A 15,691-nucleotide genomic window follows, 5' to 3' on the forward strand; every position below is an offset into this window, starting at 1 on the left:
TGAGCGGTCCTTTGGGTGTCAGGGATTTGGGCTCGGGCACAGCAGCCCGGTGCAAGTGCTGTGCAAAAGCACAAAGACAGGCACGCCGCAGTCCCCGAGACTCGTCAGGGCGAGCGCCGGAACAGGCGACGCGGCGACAACCATAACAACAGAGAACCCGATCATGGCATACAGCCCCGCCCCTGACCAAGGCACGGACATCACCCGCAACGCGCTGTACCGGCGCATCACCCTGCGGCTGATTCCGTTCATTTTCATCTGCTACCTGTTCAACTACCTGGACCGCGTCAACGTCGGCTTTGCCAAGCTGCAGATGCTCGACGCCCTGAAGTTCAGCGAAACGGTGTACGGCCTTGGCGCCGGCATCTTCTTCATCGGCTACGTGCTCTGCGGCCTGCCGAGCAACCTGGCGCTCAACCGCTTCGGCCCGCGGCGCTGGATCGCGCTGATGATGATCGCCTGGGGCAGCCTCTCCACCTGCCTGCTGTTCGTCACCACGCCCACCGAGTTCTATGCCTTGCGCCTGTTGACCGGCGCCGCCGAAGCCGGCTTCTTCCCGGGCGTGGTGCTGTACCTTTCGCGCTGGTTCCCGGCGGCCCGCCGCGGCCGTATCATGGCGCTGTTCATGTCGGCGATCCCGGTATCGGGCCTGCTCGGCGGGCCGTTCTCCGGCTGGATCCTCCAACACTTCGCCGCCGGCCAGCACGGCCTGGCCGGCTGGCAATGGATGTTCCTGATCCAGGGTCTGCCGACCGTTGCCCTGGGTGTACTGGCGGTGTTCCTGCTCAGTGACGGCTACCAGAAAGCCGCCTGGCTGAGCCCGGCCGAACGTCAGCTGATCGCCGCCGACCTGGACGCCGATGCCGCGAGCAAGCCGAGAACCACCGGCGACGGCGTGCTCGCCGTGCTGACCAACCCGCTGATCTGGACCTTCGGCTTTGTCTACTTCTGCATCCAGAGCGGTGTGTATGCGATCAACTTCTGGCTGCCGTCGATCATCAAGAACATGGGCTTCGACAACCCGCTGCTGATCGGCTGGCTCAGCGCCATCCCGTACCTGCTGGCCGGCGTGTTCATGATCCTCTGCGGGCGTTCTGCCGACCTGCGCAACGAGCGCCGCTGGCATCTTGTGGTGCCGATGCTGATGGGCGCCATCGGCCTGCTGATCGCGGTGAACTTCGCCGGCAACCCGACCATTGCCATCCTCGGCCTGTCGATCGCCACCATGGGCGCGCTCACGGGCCTGCCGATGTTCTGGCCGATGCCCACCGCGCTGCTCAGCGCCGGCGCGGCTGTCGCGGGTCTGGCGATCATCAACTCGGTGGGCCAGATGGCCGGCTTCCTCAGCCCGTACCTGGTCGGTTTCATCAAGGACCAGACCGGCTCGACCGATGCTGCGCTGTATTCGCTGGCGGCGTTGATCGTGCTGGGTAGCCTGGTGGCCTTGCGGGTTACCCGGGCTGGTGCGCTGAGTACTGCAAGGGCCAGTTGAGGCATTCGCGGGTAAACCCGCTCCCACAGGATCACCACCAACTCGAAGATGGTGGGATCCATGTGGGAGCGGGTTCACCCGCGAAGAGGCCCGCCCAGGCCACACACAATCCACACCCTCCACCGATCGTCAGCTCAACGCATCCCCTCTCCAGCCCAGGCGTCAAATGGTTCCAAAGGTCCCTTTGGAGAACCCCCATGACCCAGCACGCCGTGGCCCGACTGGCTCAACTCGACGAACACCGCCCCCTGCGCGTCCAGGCCGGCAGCGAGGAGATCATCCTCATCCGCCAGGGCGACCAGGTGCACGCCTACCAGGGCAACTGCCCCCACGAAGGCGCGCCACTCAATGAAGGCGTGGTGTGCGGCGGCCTGCTGGTGTGCCCCTGGCACAAGGCCGCGTTCGCCGTGGACGAGGGCGCGGTCTGCGAGCCGCCGGCCCTGGCCGACCTGCGCCGCTACAAAACCTGGGTCAAGGGCGACGAGGTCTGGGTCGACGACCAACCCCTGCCCAGAACCGAGCCGCCCCGCCACAGCGACGCCCGCTGTTTCGTGGTGGTCGGCGCTGGTGCCGCGGGCAGTGCCGCAGTTTCCACCCTGCTGGCCCATGGCTTTGCCGGCCGCCTGGTCTGGATCGATCAGGAGCGCCAACCAGCCTACGATCGTACTTCCCTGAGCAAATTCGTGATCGCCGGGCAGATGCCGCCCGATGAAGTACCGGCCCTGCTCGAGCCCGATGCTCTGCGCAAGGGCCAGCTGGAGCGCAAGCATGGCAAGGTGCGCACCCTGAACACCCAGAAACGCCAGGTCACCCTGGCCGACGGCCAGCAGATCGACTACGACGCCTGCCTGCTGGCCACCGGCGGCAAGGCGCTGCGGCCCGATATCCCCGGCGTCGACCTGCCTGGGGTATTTACCCTGCGTTCACGGGAGGATGCCGCGCACCTGCTGGATGCTGCCGAGCCCGGCCAGCCGGCAGTGATCGTCGGCGATGGCTTCATCGGCCTGGAGGCCGCGTCGGCCTTGCGCAAGTACGGCGTGCAGGTGCACCTGATCACCCGCCATGAGGTCCCCCTGGCCCGGCAACTGGGCGAGCGCATTGGCCGTAGCATCCGCGAGTTGCACGAACGCAAGGGGGTCACCTTCCACGGCCCTACCGAGGTCGAACGGATCGAGGGTCAGGACAAGGTCGAGGCCGTGCTGCTGGCCAACGGTGAGCGGCTACAGACGCCATTGGTGCTGCTGGGCACCGGGGTAAGACCTGCGACCGCGTTCATTCAGGGCGTGCTGCTGACCGAGGACAAGTCAGTGCAAGTGGACGCCGAAATGCGCGCCGCAGATGGCCTGTGGGCCGCGGGGGATATCGCCACCTTCCCCCTCAGCGGGCGCCCGGTGCGTATCGAGCACTGGCGGCTGGCCCAGCAACATGGAGTGATCGCCGCCGCCAACATGCTCGGCGAGCAGCGCCGCTACGCCGACGTACCGTTCTTCTGGACCTATCAGCACGGCCGCACCTACGACGTACTGGGCCACGCGCGGGACTGGAACCGTATCGAGTTCGTCGGCGAGCCGGAAAAAGGCGACTTCATTGCCTTGCAATGCGTGGATGAGCGGGTCGAGGCAGTTGTCGCCAAGGGCTATTCCGATGCCATGGCGACGCTGTCGCAACGCCTGAAGCGCCCGTTGACCTTGCAGGAGGCCTTGGCGCTGATCGGTTGAGGCTGCCTTTCATTGCGCCCCGGTTGTGTGTAAAACGGGTAGATCAGCCGACCGCACAAGGACCCAAGCGCATGATCTACCGCCCCCTCGGCCACAGTGGCCTGCAGGTTTCCGCCCTTACCCTGGGCAGCATGATGTTCGGCGAGCAGACCAGCACCGAGGACGCCCTGCGCATCATCGACAAGGCCTGGGACCAGGGCATCAACTTCATCGACACTGCAGACGTGTACAACGCCGGACGCGCGGAGGAAATCGTCGGCGAAGCGGTGGCCCGCCATCGCCATGACTGGATCGTGGCCAGCAAGGTCGGCTTTGGCCCGGCCGATGGCCTTCCCAACCGCAGCGGCCTGTCGCGCAAGCACATCTTCAATGCCCTCGATGCCACGCTGACGCGCATGGACATGGACTACCTGGATATCTACTACCTGCACCGCGAAGACCACAAGGTACCGCTGGAGGAAACCGTGCAGGCCATCGGCGACCTGCTGCGCCAAGGCAAGATCCGCTACTGGGGCGTGTCCAACTTCCGCGGCTGGCGCATCGCCGAGGCGTGCCACATTGCCGAGCGCCTGGGCGTGCCCAGGCCGGTGGTGAGCCAGCCGCTGTACAACATCGTCAATCGCCAGGCCGAACCGGAGCAGCTTACCGCTGCGGCCGCCCATGGCCTGGGCGTGGTGCCATTCAGCCCGCTCGCGCGGGGCGTGCTCAGCGGCAAATATGCGCCGGGGGCGGTGCCGGATGCCGGTAGCCGTGCCGGGCGCCAGGACAAGCGCATCATGGAGGTGGAATGGCGCCAGGAGTCGCTGGCCATTGCCCGGCAGATCCAGGCCTATGTCGAGGCCAAGGGCGTGGGTATCGTCGAGTTCGCGATTGCCTGGGTGCTGAACAATCGGCTGGTCAGTTCGGCGATTGTCGGGCCGCGGACGGAAGAACAGTGGGATACCTATGGCGGGGCGCTGGCAGTGAAGATCACGGCGGAGGATGAAGCGTTCATTGATTCGCTGGTCACACCAGGGCATGCGTCGACGCCGGGGTTCAATGATGTGGCGCATTTTGTTAGCGGCAGAATTACCGTGCATTAACACTTGTCAACACACGCGTGGCATCGAGCAGCAGTCACAAGGCGCGGCCTGGTATTTCTGCCAGTTGTCCACCAGTGCTGCTCTGCATAGGGTGAGGTCACTCACTTGAACGGGGCGTAGCCATGTCATCCACCGCCGTCACTGACCGTTTTTTCTATCAACAGGACCGTTTGGTGTCCAGGTATCGCGACAAACACGCAAGGTTGCTATACGCCGAGAAGCTGCTTGCGCAGCTGGACGCCAGAACGGATGAACATTCAATGCTGCTGCAGACCGATTCGAACGGATCGGTGCTGAATGCGCGGGGGCAACAGCGTATTCGTGCTTACACGCCTTACGGTTTTTCTCCTGATGATTCGGGGAAGGTACTCGCAGGCTTCAATGGCGAGTATCTGGATGTCGTGACGCTCGGCTATCCGCTTGGGCAAGCCAAACGGTTTTATCTCGCCAGGGCAAGATTCAACAGTCCCGACCCATTGAGCCCGTTCGGGGAAGGGGGAACCAATTGCTATACCTACTGCGAAGGTGACCCTGTGAATTTCGCCGATCCGACAGGGTTGCGCAGGTTTTATGTTTCTTCTCCGCCAAGACTTCCTTCAGGACGTCCTTCAACACTTTTTTCAAGACTGGTTTCAAGAATTTCTCCAAACCGAAACTCTGCGCGAGGTGGCAGTAATCCGCCACCAAGTTCGTCGTTGAACATCTCCAACCAGTCCAGCCATCAGTCAGCCCACAGAGGCCACCAAGCTGCAGGAGCGCGTCCGCAAGAAACTGAATTGAGACGAATAGGTTCAGGAGGGGAAAGTCCTGCAAACCTCAATGAGAGGGAGAGTTTTAACCTCAGTCAGGCGTGGAATCGACCAGGCACTATCATGCAAAATCTCCAGATCGCGATCTATCTTCCCTACAGCATCGCCAGAAGGTATCCAGCGATATCCATTCTTGCAGTTATCGGTATTGTCGGAGGTATAACAGCTGCAGTACTTCTTACAAGGAAGAACTGACTGAAGATTGGCTGCCAGTCTCTATCACCATGGGGAGCCCAATGCCGGGCTCCCGGTCCCCCTTTCCCCAGTCACCCCGGTATCGTGCGCACCATTGGTTTTCTATCCGCGAACTGGCCAAGCGCAACCTTGCCTACCTGCACCTGTCCGAACCGGACTGGGCCGGTGGCAAGCCGCTGCGTGACGAATTCCGCCAAGCGATTCGTGCGGTCTACCCGGGGGTGATCATTGCTGCCGGTGCCTACACCGCCGAGAAAGGTGAAGACCTGATCGGGCGTGGCTTGATCGATGCCGTAGCGTTCGGGCGCTGCTTCATTGCCAACCCGGACCTTGTAGAGCGGCTGCGGGTGCAGGCGCCGTTGAATGCGCACCGGGCGCAGTTCGATTATGCCAATGGGGCTGAGGGGTATACGGATTATCCGTTCCTCAAGCAGCCTTGATGCTGAAAAAGGGAGCTCATGGGCTCCCTTTTTGTTGCCGGTGCCCGCGAAGAGGCCTGTAGGCTTAGCTCAGTTCAGCCAGGGCCTGCGCGGCATAGGCATGCGAACGCTGCCGTGCCAGCGGGTCGTGGATGCGGCAGTCGATCATCAGTTCATCCGCACCGGTCTGCTCGATCAGCGTGCGCAACCCTTCCCTTACCCGGTCCGGCCCGCCGGCCACGGTGCAGGCCATCACCTGCTCGAGTACCTCGCGCTCATGGCCCGGCAGGCTCTCGACATACCCCTCCTGCGGCTTGGGCAACAGGCCGAAGCGCCCGACATGCAAGTCCAGCATCCACTTGCGATGGGAGCTGGCCAGGTAATCCGCCTCGGCATCGCTGTCGGCGGCGAACAGGTTCATGCCCACCATCACATACGGTTTGGCCAGTTGTGCCGAAGGCTGGAAGTTGGCCCGGTAATGGGCAATGGCCTGCAGCAGGTAGCGCGGGGCAAAGTGCGAGGCGAAGGCATAGGGCAGGCCCAGTTTCGCTGCCAGGTCGGCACCGAACAGGCTGGAGCCGAGAATCCACACCGGTATGTCATGCTTGCCAGGCACGCCGCGCACCCGCCGTTTGCCATTGTCAGCCAGGTAGTCGCGCAGTTCGGCTATGTCCTGGCTGAAGTCGCGCTCTGGCGCAGCACCACGCAAGGCGCGCACGGTAGGCCCGGAGCTGCCCGGCGCACGGCCGAGGCCCAGGTCGATGCGGCCAGGGTACAGGGTGTCGAGCGTACCGAACTGCTCGGCCACAACAAGCGGCGCGTGGTTGGGCAGCATGATGCCACCGGCGCCAACGCGGATATGCCGGGTGGCGTTGGCGATTTCGTTGATGACCAGTGACGTGGCGGCCGAGCCGATGCCCGGCATGTCGTGGTGCTCGGCGATCCAGTAGCGGCTGTAGTGCTGTTGCTCGACATGGCGCGCCAGTTGGCGGGACTCTTCGATCGCGTCGGCGAAGGTCTTGCCTTCGCCGATCATGACCAGGTCCAGTACGGACAGTGCAGTCATGGGGTCTCCACAGGGATTATCAGTGACTGCCAGTTTCCCTGCTGCGCAGCCAGTGATAAACCCGGCTTCAGGCCCGGCATAGGGGCCTGCCATTCCCCAATCAGTCTTCCCAGGGCACGCCCGGTTCCCAGCTGGCTACCAGCAGGTCAATGAAGCCGCGTACCCGTGGCGACAGGTGGCGCTTGCTTGGGTAGACGATGCGAATCGGGTCCGCCGGTGGCCGATAGGCTTGCAGCACCTCCACCAGGGTGCCCGTCGCGCAGGTCGTCGCCGGTGATGTAGGTGGGCAGGTGAACCAGCCCGAAACCCGCCCGGGCGCCGGCGAGCATCGCCTCGGAGCTGTCGATGTTCAGCCGCCCGGGGTCTTCGCACAGGTGCAGTCCCGCTTCGGTATGAAAGCGCCACGGCATGACCTTTTCGCCGGCCAGGAAGGCGATCTTGTCATGGCCGTAGAGGTCGCCGGGCACCTGTGGTACGCCGCGTTCGTCCAGGTATGCGGGCGAGGCGCAGGTGACGAACTGCTGCAAGGCCACCGTACGGGTCAAGAGTTGCGAGTCTTCCTTCGGTACACCGATACGCACCGCAACGTCGATACCCTCCTCGACCAGGTCGACGAAACGGTCGGTGAAGCGTATATCCGCGCGCAGCTCGGGCCACTGCTTCAGGTAACGGTCGAGAATCGGCAGCACATGGCGCTGGCCGAACGACAGGGGTGCTGTCAGGCGCAGGGTGCCGGTGGGCTTGCCACGGCGCTGGGCCATGGTGCTTTCCACCTCGTCCAGGTCATCCAGAATCTGCCGCCAGCGCTCGTAGGCCACCAGGCCCTCGTCGGTCAGGCTCAGCTTGCGCGTGGTGCGGTTGAGCAAGCGCACGGCCATGCGCGCCTCCAGGCGAGCGATGCTCTTGCCCACCGCCGAGCGCGTCAGGCCCAAGGTGGCGGCGGCGGCGGTAAAACTACCGGCCCTCGCGGCGCTGACGAAGGCGGCGATGTCGCCGAAGCGGTTGGGTTCCATGGGTGGTTCCTGAGTCTGGTGCGGCTGGTTTAGATAGGTATGGATTTGTGAAATGCAAGCAGGGCTGTCGAGAGCGATCAAGCGAAGACCTTGATCACCAGTAGATGCACCGGATAGAACAGGTAACCCCAACGCCCCACCGCAGGCACCCGCCAACCCTCCTGACGCAGCAACGACCACCCGAGCGGAATCGCCAAGGCCGCGGCCATCAGCGTCAGCACGGTAAACGGCGCCAACAGATGCTGCTGCAACCAGCTGTTGGTCAGGTTCCCAGCCATGGCCAACAGGCTGGGCAACAACCAGGCCGCCCCTTCCTTGCGCCGGGCCATCAACCAGGCGCCCGGCAGCATCACCCCCGGCAGCCCGTACATCAGCTGTTCGCTGAACAGCCACCCTGCAAGCAGACCGGCAAAGCCAAGCACGCGCGCCGAAATCAACGGATGATGCACACCCCAGGCAACCAGCAACCCCAACACCAGGGTCGGCATCACGCTGAACGTTGACGAACCACTGTCCAGCCAACGGTACGCAGGTTCCGACAGCACCGCGAACACCAGCATCAGCCCCAGATAACGCAGGTTGCCGCGGGTATAGAGCGCACCGCACCTGGTGCGCGCCACATTCACCGCAATCGCCAGGCAAAACAGTGGAAACGCCAACCGGCCAACCACGAACAAGCCATCGGCATCAGGCCACAGAAAACGCAGGTGGTCGGCGACCATGGTCAGCATCGCCGTCCACTTGACCAGGTCCAGCCCGGCTGAGCGCACGCCTCAGCGCCCGCGCTCGACTGTGGCAGGCCCCAGGTAGCGATCGGTCCAGGCGGCCAGCGGCAAAGGTGGCTGCTGCTCGACGATCCGTCGCCAGATCAGCACCAGGTCGTCGCCATTGAACGCCGCCCCTGGCCCGGCACCCTCCCACAGCGATGGCACATCGGCAATCCAGTGCCCCTGGCTGTCTCGGTGGGCCATGTTGAAGCGGAACGTGTAGTTACCCGGGATGCCCATGCGCAGGTCGCTGACCACCAGCGCATCGCCGACCTGGTCGTAGCGCAGCCAGTCATCGGTGAACCAGCGCAAGCGCTGGTGCAACGGGTGCCCGGCCAGTGCTTGCGCCAGTTGAAGATTACGCGGCAAACGTTGCATTTCTGGCGGATGCTGGTCGAACCCGCTGCTGATGCCTTCGTAGTAATCGCCATCCGGGGTCTTGGCCAGCACCCGCCAGACCAGGCTGTTGAACGCGATCGGCACGGCACGCACCTGGCTGACGGCGATGCCTTGGCGGTCGAGGGCAGCCTGGAACCGCTGCTCGGCCGCCATGCGTCCGGCCAGGCCGAACCCCAGGTAGGCTGCGCTGAAGAGCAAGGCCAACGTCATTAGCCGCACCGCCTTGCTTGTCAGCCCCTTTATGCTTGCGTAGATCACCGCGGCCAGCAGTGGCACGGTGTAGACCGGGTCGATGATGAACACCGCCGCCCAGCTTTCCGGGGTGGCCTGCAAGGGCCAGAACAACTGCGTGCCGTAGACCGTGAAGGCGTCGAGCAACGGGTGGGTGACCAGCACCAGCCAGAACGCCAGGAACAGCCTGGGCAAGTTATAGCCTTTGCCTGGCCAGCATTTGTTGACCAGCCAGGCCAGCAGCAAGGCCAGGCCGGTGAGCACGAACAAGGAATGAGAAAAGCCGCGGTGGTAGGTCATCTGCGACACCGGGTCGGCGTAGCGGATGATCACGTCCAGGTCGGGAAGCGTGCCCAGCGCCGCACCATACAACAGCGAGCGGCGGCCCTGGATGCGGCCGAGCACGGTACCTTGCAAGGCCGCGCCAAGTACGGCCTGGGTGATGGAGTCCAAGGGTGGCATTCCTGAAAAGGTGGTTTCCAGAAGCTACCTTCATCCAGCCCTGATGCGCAATTCCCTTGGTTATGGGCTTTCATTGTGGGAGATGGCCCAGCCCTTTGGGCTGCGCTGTCGCGTAGATAACTGAAATTGCAAGCACTCCGCATACCCTGTGGGAGCGGCTTTAGCCGCGAAGAATCCAACGCGGTGCATGGCACCGGCTGCGCCGGTGTTCGCGGCTAAAGCCGCTCCCACAAAGGTCCCGCTGGCAACCTGTGGATGCGTCAGAACAACTGCCAGGTGTACACCAGCGTCAGACGGTTCTCGTCGATGTCGCTGCGGTAGTTGGACCGGGCCATGGCATTGCGCACCCGGATCCCCAGCCCCTTCAGCACACCGCCCTGCACCGCATAACCGATGTCCAGGTCGCGCTCGAGGTCGCGCCCTTCGTAACCCAGCCCGGTATCGACATTGTTACCGGTTATGTAGCGCACGGTCGCGGTCAGCCCCGGCACGCCCATGGCCGCGAAGTTGTAGTCGTAGCGCACCTGGTACGAGCGTTCGTCGGTGTAGGCGAACTCATAGGTCGGTACTTCGTTACCCAGCGGCGAGATGTTGGCGAACACCCGTGGGAAAGGGCTGTCGCCATAAATGCCCTGGTAGCCGGCATGGAAGCTGTGCCCGCCATGCCGGGCAGTGAACATCGAAAAGAACGCCTGGTTGTCGATATTGCCGAGCAACGCATCGCCGTCCTCGCGCGCGGTGAAATACCCCAGGTTGGCACTGAGCACCCAGTTGCCCAGGGGCTTGCTGTGCTTGAGGCCGACAAAGCCCTGTTCGTAAATGTCCTCAAGCTGCCCATACCACAGGCTGACGCTGCTCTGGTTGGCATTGAACACATAGTCCCCGCCCAGGTAGTTGAAGGCGTCGCTTTCTACCTGGCGGATCGGCACATGGCCGAGCATGGCGTTCATCTTGCCGTCGCCGCCTTCGTTGCGCAGGTGGGTGCTTTTCAGGTGCCCGGCCTGCACGGTCAGGCCGTCGATTTCCGCCGAGCTCAGGCTGGCGCCCTGGTAGGTCGGTGGCAACAGGCGGATGTCGCTGAAGGTCAGCACCGGCAGGTTGGGTTGCAGTTCGCCGACGCGCAATTCGGTTTTGGACAGCCGGGCCTTGAAGGTGGGCGCCAGGCGGCTGTATTCGTCGGCGGCGCGGCCATCGCCGTGCACCGGCAGCAACCCGGTGTTGGTGCGGTCTGGGCTGCTGTCGAGCTTGATGCCCAGCAGGCCCAGGGCATCAATGCCAAAGCCGACCGTGCCCGGGGTGTAGCCCGACTTGAAGTCGAGGATGAAGCCCTGGGCCCACTCCTCGGCCTTGGATTGCCGGTTTGCCCCGACGATGTCGGAGAAGTCGCGGCTGAAGTAGTAGTTACGGGCACTCAGGGTGGCCTTCGAATCTTCGAAGAAGCCGCCTTCGGCGGCCAGCAACGGTTGGCTGAGCAAAGTCAGGCCCAGGGCGACGCAAGGGGTGTGGTTCATTCCGAAGCTCTCTTGATCTTGTTTTTATGGGTAAAGCGTTGGAAGCACGGCGGTTCATGGGGTACGGCGCAGCACCTCGCGGGCACGTGGCTGGCGCAGCCTCAGCAACCCATGGCTCAGCAGGCCGAACAGCAGGCCCCAGAACGCTGCCGACAGGCCCAGGAAGGCCACCCCCGAAGCGGTGACCAGAAAAGTGAACAGCCCGGCATCGCGCTCGTTTGGTTCCGCCAGGCTGCGGGCCAGGGCTTCGCTGATGGCGCCATACAGGGCCAGCCCGGCCAGGGCGGCGATCAGGGCGGCGGGGAATGCTGCAAACAGCGACATCAGCGTGGCCCCGGCGATCCCCAGCAGCAGGTACAGCGCACTGCCAGCAACCGCCGCGACATAGCGCCGCCGTGGGTTTTCATGGGCCTCATGACCGGTGCACAGGCTGGCGGTGACCGCCGCCAGGTTCAGCCCGTGGCAACCGAACGGCGCCAGCGCGGCACCGGCCAGGGCGCTAGCGCTGATGATCGGGCTGGCCGGCGTGGGGTAGCCGGCGTTGCGCAGTACTGCCATGCCCGGCATGAACTGCCCGGTAAGGGCCACCAGCACCAGCGGCAGTGCCAAGCTGAATACCGCTGCCAGGCTGAACTGCGGGGTGACCCACTGCGGCGACGCCAGTTCCAGCACCAATGCCTCGCTGCGAAACGCCCCGCTGGCCACGGTCACCAGCGTGCCCACGCACAGCACCGCCGCCACGGCGTAGCGCGGCTGCACCCGGCGCATCAGCACGTAGGTGACGAACATCGCCAGTACCAGCAGCGGTTGCACCGGCAAGGCGCGGAACACCTCGATGCCGAAGCTGAACAGGATGCCGGCCTGCATGCCGGCGGCGATGGAGCCCGGCAGCCGCGCGATGATGCGGTCGAAGGCCCCGCTGATGCCGATCAGCAGCAGGACCAGGTTGGCTACCAGGTAGGCGCCAACGGCCTGTTCCAGGCCCAGTTGCGGCAAGGCGGTGACCAGCAGCGCCGAGCCAGGGATCGACCAGGCGATCACCACCGGCACCCGGTAGCGCAGGCTGAGCAGCGCGCCGAGTACGGCACTGCCCATGGACACTGCCCAGACCCAGGAGGACAGTTGCCGATGGGACAGGCCGGCGGCTTCTGCGGCGTGGAAGATGATCACCAAGGGGCCTGCGTAGGAGATCATCGTGGCGATGCAGCCGGCGACGATGGCGGACAGCGAACTGTCCTTGATCAGGGTTTTCATGGCACCTCTCGCAAGGCATCTGGCCGGGCTAGGTGACCGGCTCTTGTTCTTGTGTTGCCTTCTTCGCGGGTAAACCCGCTCCCACAGGGACTACACAGGTTCCAGCATTTGCGCCGTACCTGTGGGAGCGGGTTCACCCGCGAAGAAGCCAACTGGGTGGATCAGGCCTCTTGCAAAGCCCGCGGCCGCCCACTGCGCTGCTCATCGGCACCGCCCCGGGCCTGCTGCAACTGGAAGTCGAATTTCAACTCGGCATGTCGCCCCGCCTCGCCCTCGACGAACACCACCTCGCCCACCAGCCCATCCCGCGTGGCATAGGCAAAGTCATCCCACAGGTATTTGTCTCCGGCCAGGTTGATCTGCGTGGTCAGGTGTCGGTACCCCGGTGCCGAGATGAAGAAGTGCACATGCGCCGGACGCTGGCCGTGACGGCCGAGCAGGTCCAGGCACTCCTGGGTCGGCCCCTGTGGATCGCAGCCATACCCGGACGGCACGATGGAGCGCGCGCGGTAGCGGCCTTCGCCATCGGTGATGATGCGTCGGCGCAGGTTGTACTCGGACTGGCTCTGGTCGAAGAACGAATAGGTGCCACGGGTATTGGCATGCCACAGGTCGACCGTGGCCCCAGGCAACGGCCGCCCTTGTGGGTCGAGCACCTGGCCCTCGAGGTACATCGGCGTGGCCACGCCCTCCTCGCTACCGTCATCCATGCGTACTTCACCTTCGGCGATCGGCGCGCCGGCCACGTACAGCGGGCCTTCGATGGTGCGTGGAGTGCCGCCGACAAGGCCTGCTTGCTGGTCCTTGGCATCCTGCAGCAGGTCGAGGAAGTGCTCGATGCCCAACCCAGCCACCAGCAACCCGGCCTCGCCGCGGCCACCCAGGCGGTTGAGGTAGTCGACGGCATGCCAGAACTCGTCTTCGCTGATTTCCAGGTCTTCGATCAGCCGCGCGGTGTCTTGCAGCACGCGTTGCACGATGCGCTTCAGGCGCGGGCTGCCGGCATCGTTGCCAAAGCCTGCGGCCTCTTCGAAGAACTGCTGTACCTCGGCAGTGTGGGAAATTTTCACGGTCATGGTGGTTTACCTCATGTTGTTTTTCTGGAGTTACGCCTGTGCCGCAACCGCCTGGGCGTGCCGACGGCCGCTGGCCAGGTGCACGGCCATGGCCAGCGCGGCAATTGCGCCAGGGATGGCGAAAGCAATGAAATTGAGCTGCAGGGGCAGGTTGATGCCCATCAGCGCACCACCCAGCAGCGGGCCGACGATGGCGCCGTTGCGGCCGATGCCCGAGGCCCAGCCCAGCCCGGTGGAGCGCACCGATAGCCCGTACAGTTGAGCGGCGCCGGCATACAGCAGGATCTGCGTGCCGATGGTGGTGGCGCCGGCAATGAAGATCAGCAGGTACAGCACCGGCATCGGGCTGTTGACGCCCAGCAGGCTGATCGACAGCGCGGCGGCGATGAAGAACGCCACTTTGACTTTGACCAGGCTGTAACGGTCGCCCAGCCAGCCACCGAGAATCGCCCCGGCCATGCCACCGAAGTTCAGCGCCAGCAGGAACGACAGGCTCGAGCCGAGGCTGTAGCCGGCGTTGGCCATCAGCTTCGGCAGCCAGGAGCTGAGCGCGTAGACCATCAGCAGGCAGCAGAAGAACGCCAGCCACAGCGCCAGGGTGCGAATGGCCAGGCCGTTGCGGAACAGCTCCAGCACCGACGCCCCGCCGCCTTTGCGGTCGGCTGCCTGCAGCACATCATCCGCCTGCACGTCGCAATCCGGGTCCAGCCGCTTGAGCAGCTTGCGGGCCTCTTCGGTACGGCCCTGGCGTACCAGGAAACCGATCGATTCAGGTAGGTAGTACAGGATTACCGGCAACAACAGCAGTGGCACCGCTGCGGCGAAGAACATCGATTCCCAGCCAAAACGCGGCAGCATGAAGATGCCGACACCCGCCGAGAGCATGCCGCCGAGCGAGTAGCCACTGAACATGATCGCTACCAGCGTGCTGCGCAGGCGCTTGGGCGCGTACTCGTTCATCAGTGCCACGGCGTTGGGCATCAGGCCGCCACAGCCCAGGCCGGCAATGAAACGGTAGATGCCGAACTCGCTCGGGCTGCTGGCAAACCCGTTGAAAATGGTTGCCCCGGAGAACAAGGCGAAACAGATGGCGATGCCCTTCTTGCGCCCGATGCGGTCGGCCAGGCTGCCGAACGCCAGGGCGCCGAACATCATGCCGAACAGCGCATAGCTGCCCAGTGCACCGGCCTGCAACGGGGTCAGGCCCCACTCTTTCATGATGACCGGCAGTACCACGCCGTAGATGAACAGGTCATAGCCGTCGAAGATCAGCAGCAGGCCGCACCAGGCCATGACCATCCAGTGGAACGGGGTAAAGCGCGCATTATCGATGATCGGGTGTACGTCAAGGGTTCGCATGGCATCTGTCGCTCTTGTTTTTGTTGTGGAAGAAAGCTTTTTGCCTTGGGGTGTCGCTCAGCCGAGGTCGCCGCCCCCTACCGGCAAGGTCACGCCGGTGATGTACGAGGCTTCGTCGGAGGCCAGGAACAGGATTGCGCCCACCTGCTCGTCGATGCTGCCGTAGCGGTGCATCAGGCTGCTGTCGAGGGTCTGGTCGACGATCTGCTGGTACCAGTGCTTTTCCTGTTCGGTCTGCTCGGCACTGTTGCGCGGTACGCGCCGGGGTGGCGCTTCGGTGCCGCCGGGAGCAGTGGCGTTGACCCGGATGCCACGGCCGGCGGTTTCAAAGGCCAGGCACGCAGTCAGCGCGTTGACGCCACCCTTGGCTGCGCCGTAGGGCACGCGGTTGACGCCACGGGTGGCGATGGACGAGACGTTGACGATGGCGCCGCTGCCACGTTCGAGCATGTATGGCAGTGCGGCATGGCAGCACCACAGGGTGGGGAACAGCGAACGGCGTACTTCGGCTTCGATCTGGTCCACTTCGTAGTGTTCGAAGGGCTTGGCCCAGATGGTGCCGCCAACGTTGTTGACCAGGATGTCGAGGCGGCCGAACGCTTCAACCGCGTTGGCCATGACCCTGGCGCAGTCACCATATTGTTCCAGGTCGGCGGTGAGGGTGAGCATGCCCTCGCTGGCCAGTTCGTGAACCAGTTCGGAGCGGTCTACCGCAATCACTTGCGCGCCTTCGGCCTTGAGCCGCCAGCACACGCCACGGCCGATGCCCTGGGCGGCACCGGTGACCAGGGCGACCTTGCCTTGGAATCGGTTGTTCATATGCAAATCTCCGCTAGCC

The 15,691-nt window shown here is 64.1% G+C and carries 12 protein-coding genes and 2 pseudogenes; 5 read left to right on the forward strand and 9 right to left on the reverse strand.

Going from position 1 to position 15,691, the window contains the following annotated elements; translation table 11 throughout:
* The first annotated feature begins 163 nt into the window (after window positions 1–163).
* From KDB76_RS15465 to KDB76_RS15485, 5 genes and pseudogenes are all read left to right on the forward strand, one after another.
* Window positions 164–1,492: an MFS transporter gene (locus KDB76_RS15465; protein WP_023661989.1), complete on the forward strand. Its 1,329-nt coding sequence runs from the start codon at window positions 164–166 to the stop codon at window positions 1,490–1,492.
* A 197-nt stretch (window positions 1,493–1,689) separates the two neighbouring features.
* Window positions 1,690–3,210, forward strand: a complete 1,521-nt coding sequence (locus KDB76_RS15470) for an FAD-dependent oxidoreductase (protein ID WP_038409658.1) — start codon at window positions 1,690–1,692, stop codon at window positions 3,208–3,210.
* 71 nt (window positions 3,211–3,281) lie between these two features.
* Window positions 3,282–4,292, forward strand: coding sequence for an aldo/keto reductase (locus KDB76_RS15475; protein WP_013972666.1), 1,011 nt, complete (start codon window positions 3,282–3,284; stop codon window positions 4,290–4,292).
* Window positions 4,293–4,414: 122 nt separating this feature from the next.
* Window positions 4,415–5,296 (forward strand): RHS repeat-associated core domain-containing protein, encoded by an 882-nt coding sequence (locus tag KDB76_RS15480; RefSeq protein WP_080708161.1) that lies wholly within the window; start codon window positions 4,415–4,417, stop codon window positions 5,294–5,296.
* Between the two features lie 104 nt (window positions 5,297–5,400).
* Window positions 5,401–5,736 (forward strand): annotated as a pseudogene (locus KDB76_RS15485) (alkene reductase); the annotation flags it as partial.
* Between the two features lie 64 nt (window positions 5,737–5,800).
* On the opposite strand, the gene KDB76_RS15490 reads toward KDB76_RS15485, so the two are convergent.
* From KDB76_RS15490 to KDB76_RS15530, 9 genes and pseudogenes are all read right to left on the reverse strand, one after another.
* Window positions 5,801–6,781: an LLM class flavin-dependent oxidoreductase gene (locus tag KDB76_RS15490; RefSeq protein WP_038409660.1), complete on the reverse strand. Its 981-nt coding sequence runs from the start codon at window positions 6,779–6,781 to the stop codon at window positions 5,801–5,803.
* A gap of 100 nt (window positions 6,782–6,881) precedes the next feature.
* Window positions 6,882–7,794, reverse strand: a pseudogene (locus KDB76_RS15495) (LysR family transcriptional regulator).
* A gap of 77 nt (window positions 7,795–7,871) precedes the next feature.
* A complete protein-coding gene (locus KDB76_RS15500; RefSeq protein ID WP_038409661.1) occupies window positions 7,872–8,564 on the reverse strand; it encodes a TraX family protein in 693 nt (230 codons plus the stop codon).
* Between the two features lie 3 nt (window positions 8,565–8,567).
* Window positions 8,568–9,644, reverse strand: a complete 1,077-nt coding sequence (locus tag KDB76_RS15505; protein ID WP_038409662.1) for a metal-dependent hydrolase — start codon at window positions 9,642–9,644, stop codon at window positions 8,568–8,570.
* Between the two features lie 269 nt (window positions 9,645–9,913).
* Entirely contained in the window at window positions 9,914–11,164 is a 1,251-nt protein-coding gene (locus tag KDB76_RS15510) for an OprD family porin (protein WP_038409663.1), read from the reverse strand.
* A gap of 54 nt (window positions 11,165–11,218) precedes the next feature.
* Window positions 11,219–12,418: a benzoate/H(+) symporter BenE family transporter gene (locus tag KDB76_RS15515; RefSeq protein WP_013972673.1), complete on the reverse strand. Its 1,200-nt coding sequence runs from the start codon at window positions 12,416–12,418 to the stop codon at window positions 11,219–11,221.
* 161 nt (window positions 12,419–12,579) lie between these two features.
* On the reverse strand, window positions 12,580–13,494 hold the full coding sequence (gene catA, locus KDB76_RS15520) for a catechol 1,2-dioxygenase (RefSeq protein WP_023661753.1): 915 nt from the start codon (window positions 13,492–13,494) through the stop codon (window positions 12,580–12,582).
* A gap of 30 nt (window positions 13,495–13,524) precedes the next feature.
* A complete protein-coding gene (locus tag KDB76_RS15525) occupies window positions 13,525–14,853 on the reverse strand; it encodes an aromatic acid/H+ symport family MFS transporter (protein ID WP_038409664.1) in 1,329 nt (442 codons plus the stop codon).
* Window positions 14,854–14,910: 57 nt separating this feature from the next.
* A complete protein-coding gene (locus tag KDB76_RS15530) occupies window positions 14,911–15,672 on the reverse strand; it encodes a 1,6-dihydroxycyclohexa-2,4-diene-1-carboxylate dehydrogenase (RefSeq protein ID WP_013972676.1) in 762 nt (253 codons plus the stop codon).
* Between the last annotated feature and the right edge of the window lie 19 nt (window positions 15,673–15,691).

Source organism: Pseudomonas sp. JS425, from assembly GCF_018223845.1.
Lineage (GTDB): Bacteria > Pseudomonadota > Gammaproteobacteria > Pseudomonadales > Pseudomonadaceae > Aquipseudomonas > Aquipseudomonas asiatica.

Bases quoted from the DNA above. Each gene is read 5' to 3' on its own strand.
- KDB76_RS15475 (WP_013972666.1), top strand. From the start codon at position 3,282: ATGATCTACCGCCCCCTCGGCCACAGTGGCCTGCAGGTTTCCGCCCTT.
- KDB76_RS15465 (WP_023661989.1), top strand. From the start codon at position 164: ATGGCATACAGCCCCGCCCCTGACCAAGGCACGGACATCACCCGCAAC.
- catA (WP_023661753.1), bottom strand. From the start codon at position 13,494: ATGACCGTGAAAATTTCCCACACTGCCGAGGTACAGCAGTTCTTCGAA.
- KDB76_RS15525 (WP_038409664.1), bottom strand. From the start codon at position 14,853: ATGCGAACCCTTGACGTACACCCGATCATCGATAATGCGCGCTTTACC.
- KDB76_RS15470 (WP_038409658.1), top strand. From the start codon at position 1,690: ATGACCCAGCACGCCGTGGCCCGACTGGCTCAACTCGACGAACACCGC.
- KDB76_RS15510 (WP_038409663.1), bottom strand. From the start codon at position 11,164: ATGAACCACACCCCTTGCGTCGCCCTGGGCCTGACTTTGCTCAGCCAA.
- KDB76_RS15530 (WP_013972676.1), bottom strand. From the start codon at position 15,672: ATGAACAACCGATTCCAAGGCAAGGTCGCCCTGGTCACCGGTGCCGCC.
- KDB76_RS15490 (WP_038409660.1), bottom strand. From the start codon at position 6,781: ATGACTGCACTGTCCGTACTGGACCTGGTCATGATCGGCGAAGGCAAG.
- KDB76_RS15480 (WP_080708161.1), top strand. From the start codon at position 4,415: ATGTCATCCACCGCCGTCACTGACCGTTTTTTCTATCAACAGGACCGT.
- KDB76_RS15515 (WP_013972673.1), bottom strand. From the start codon at position 12,418: ATGAAAACCCTGATCAAGGACAGTTCGCTGTCCGCCATCGTCGCCGGC.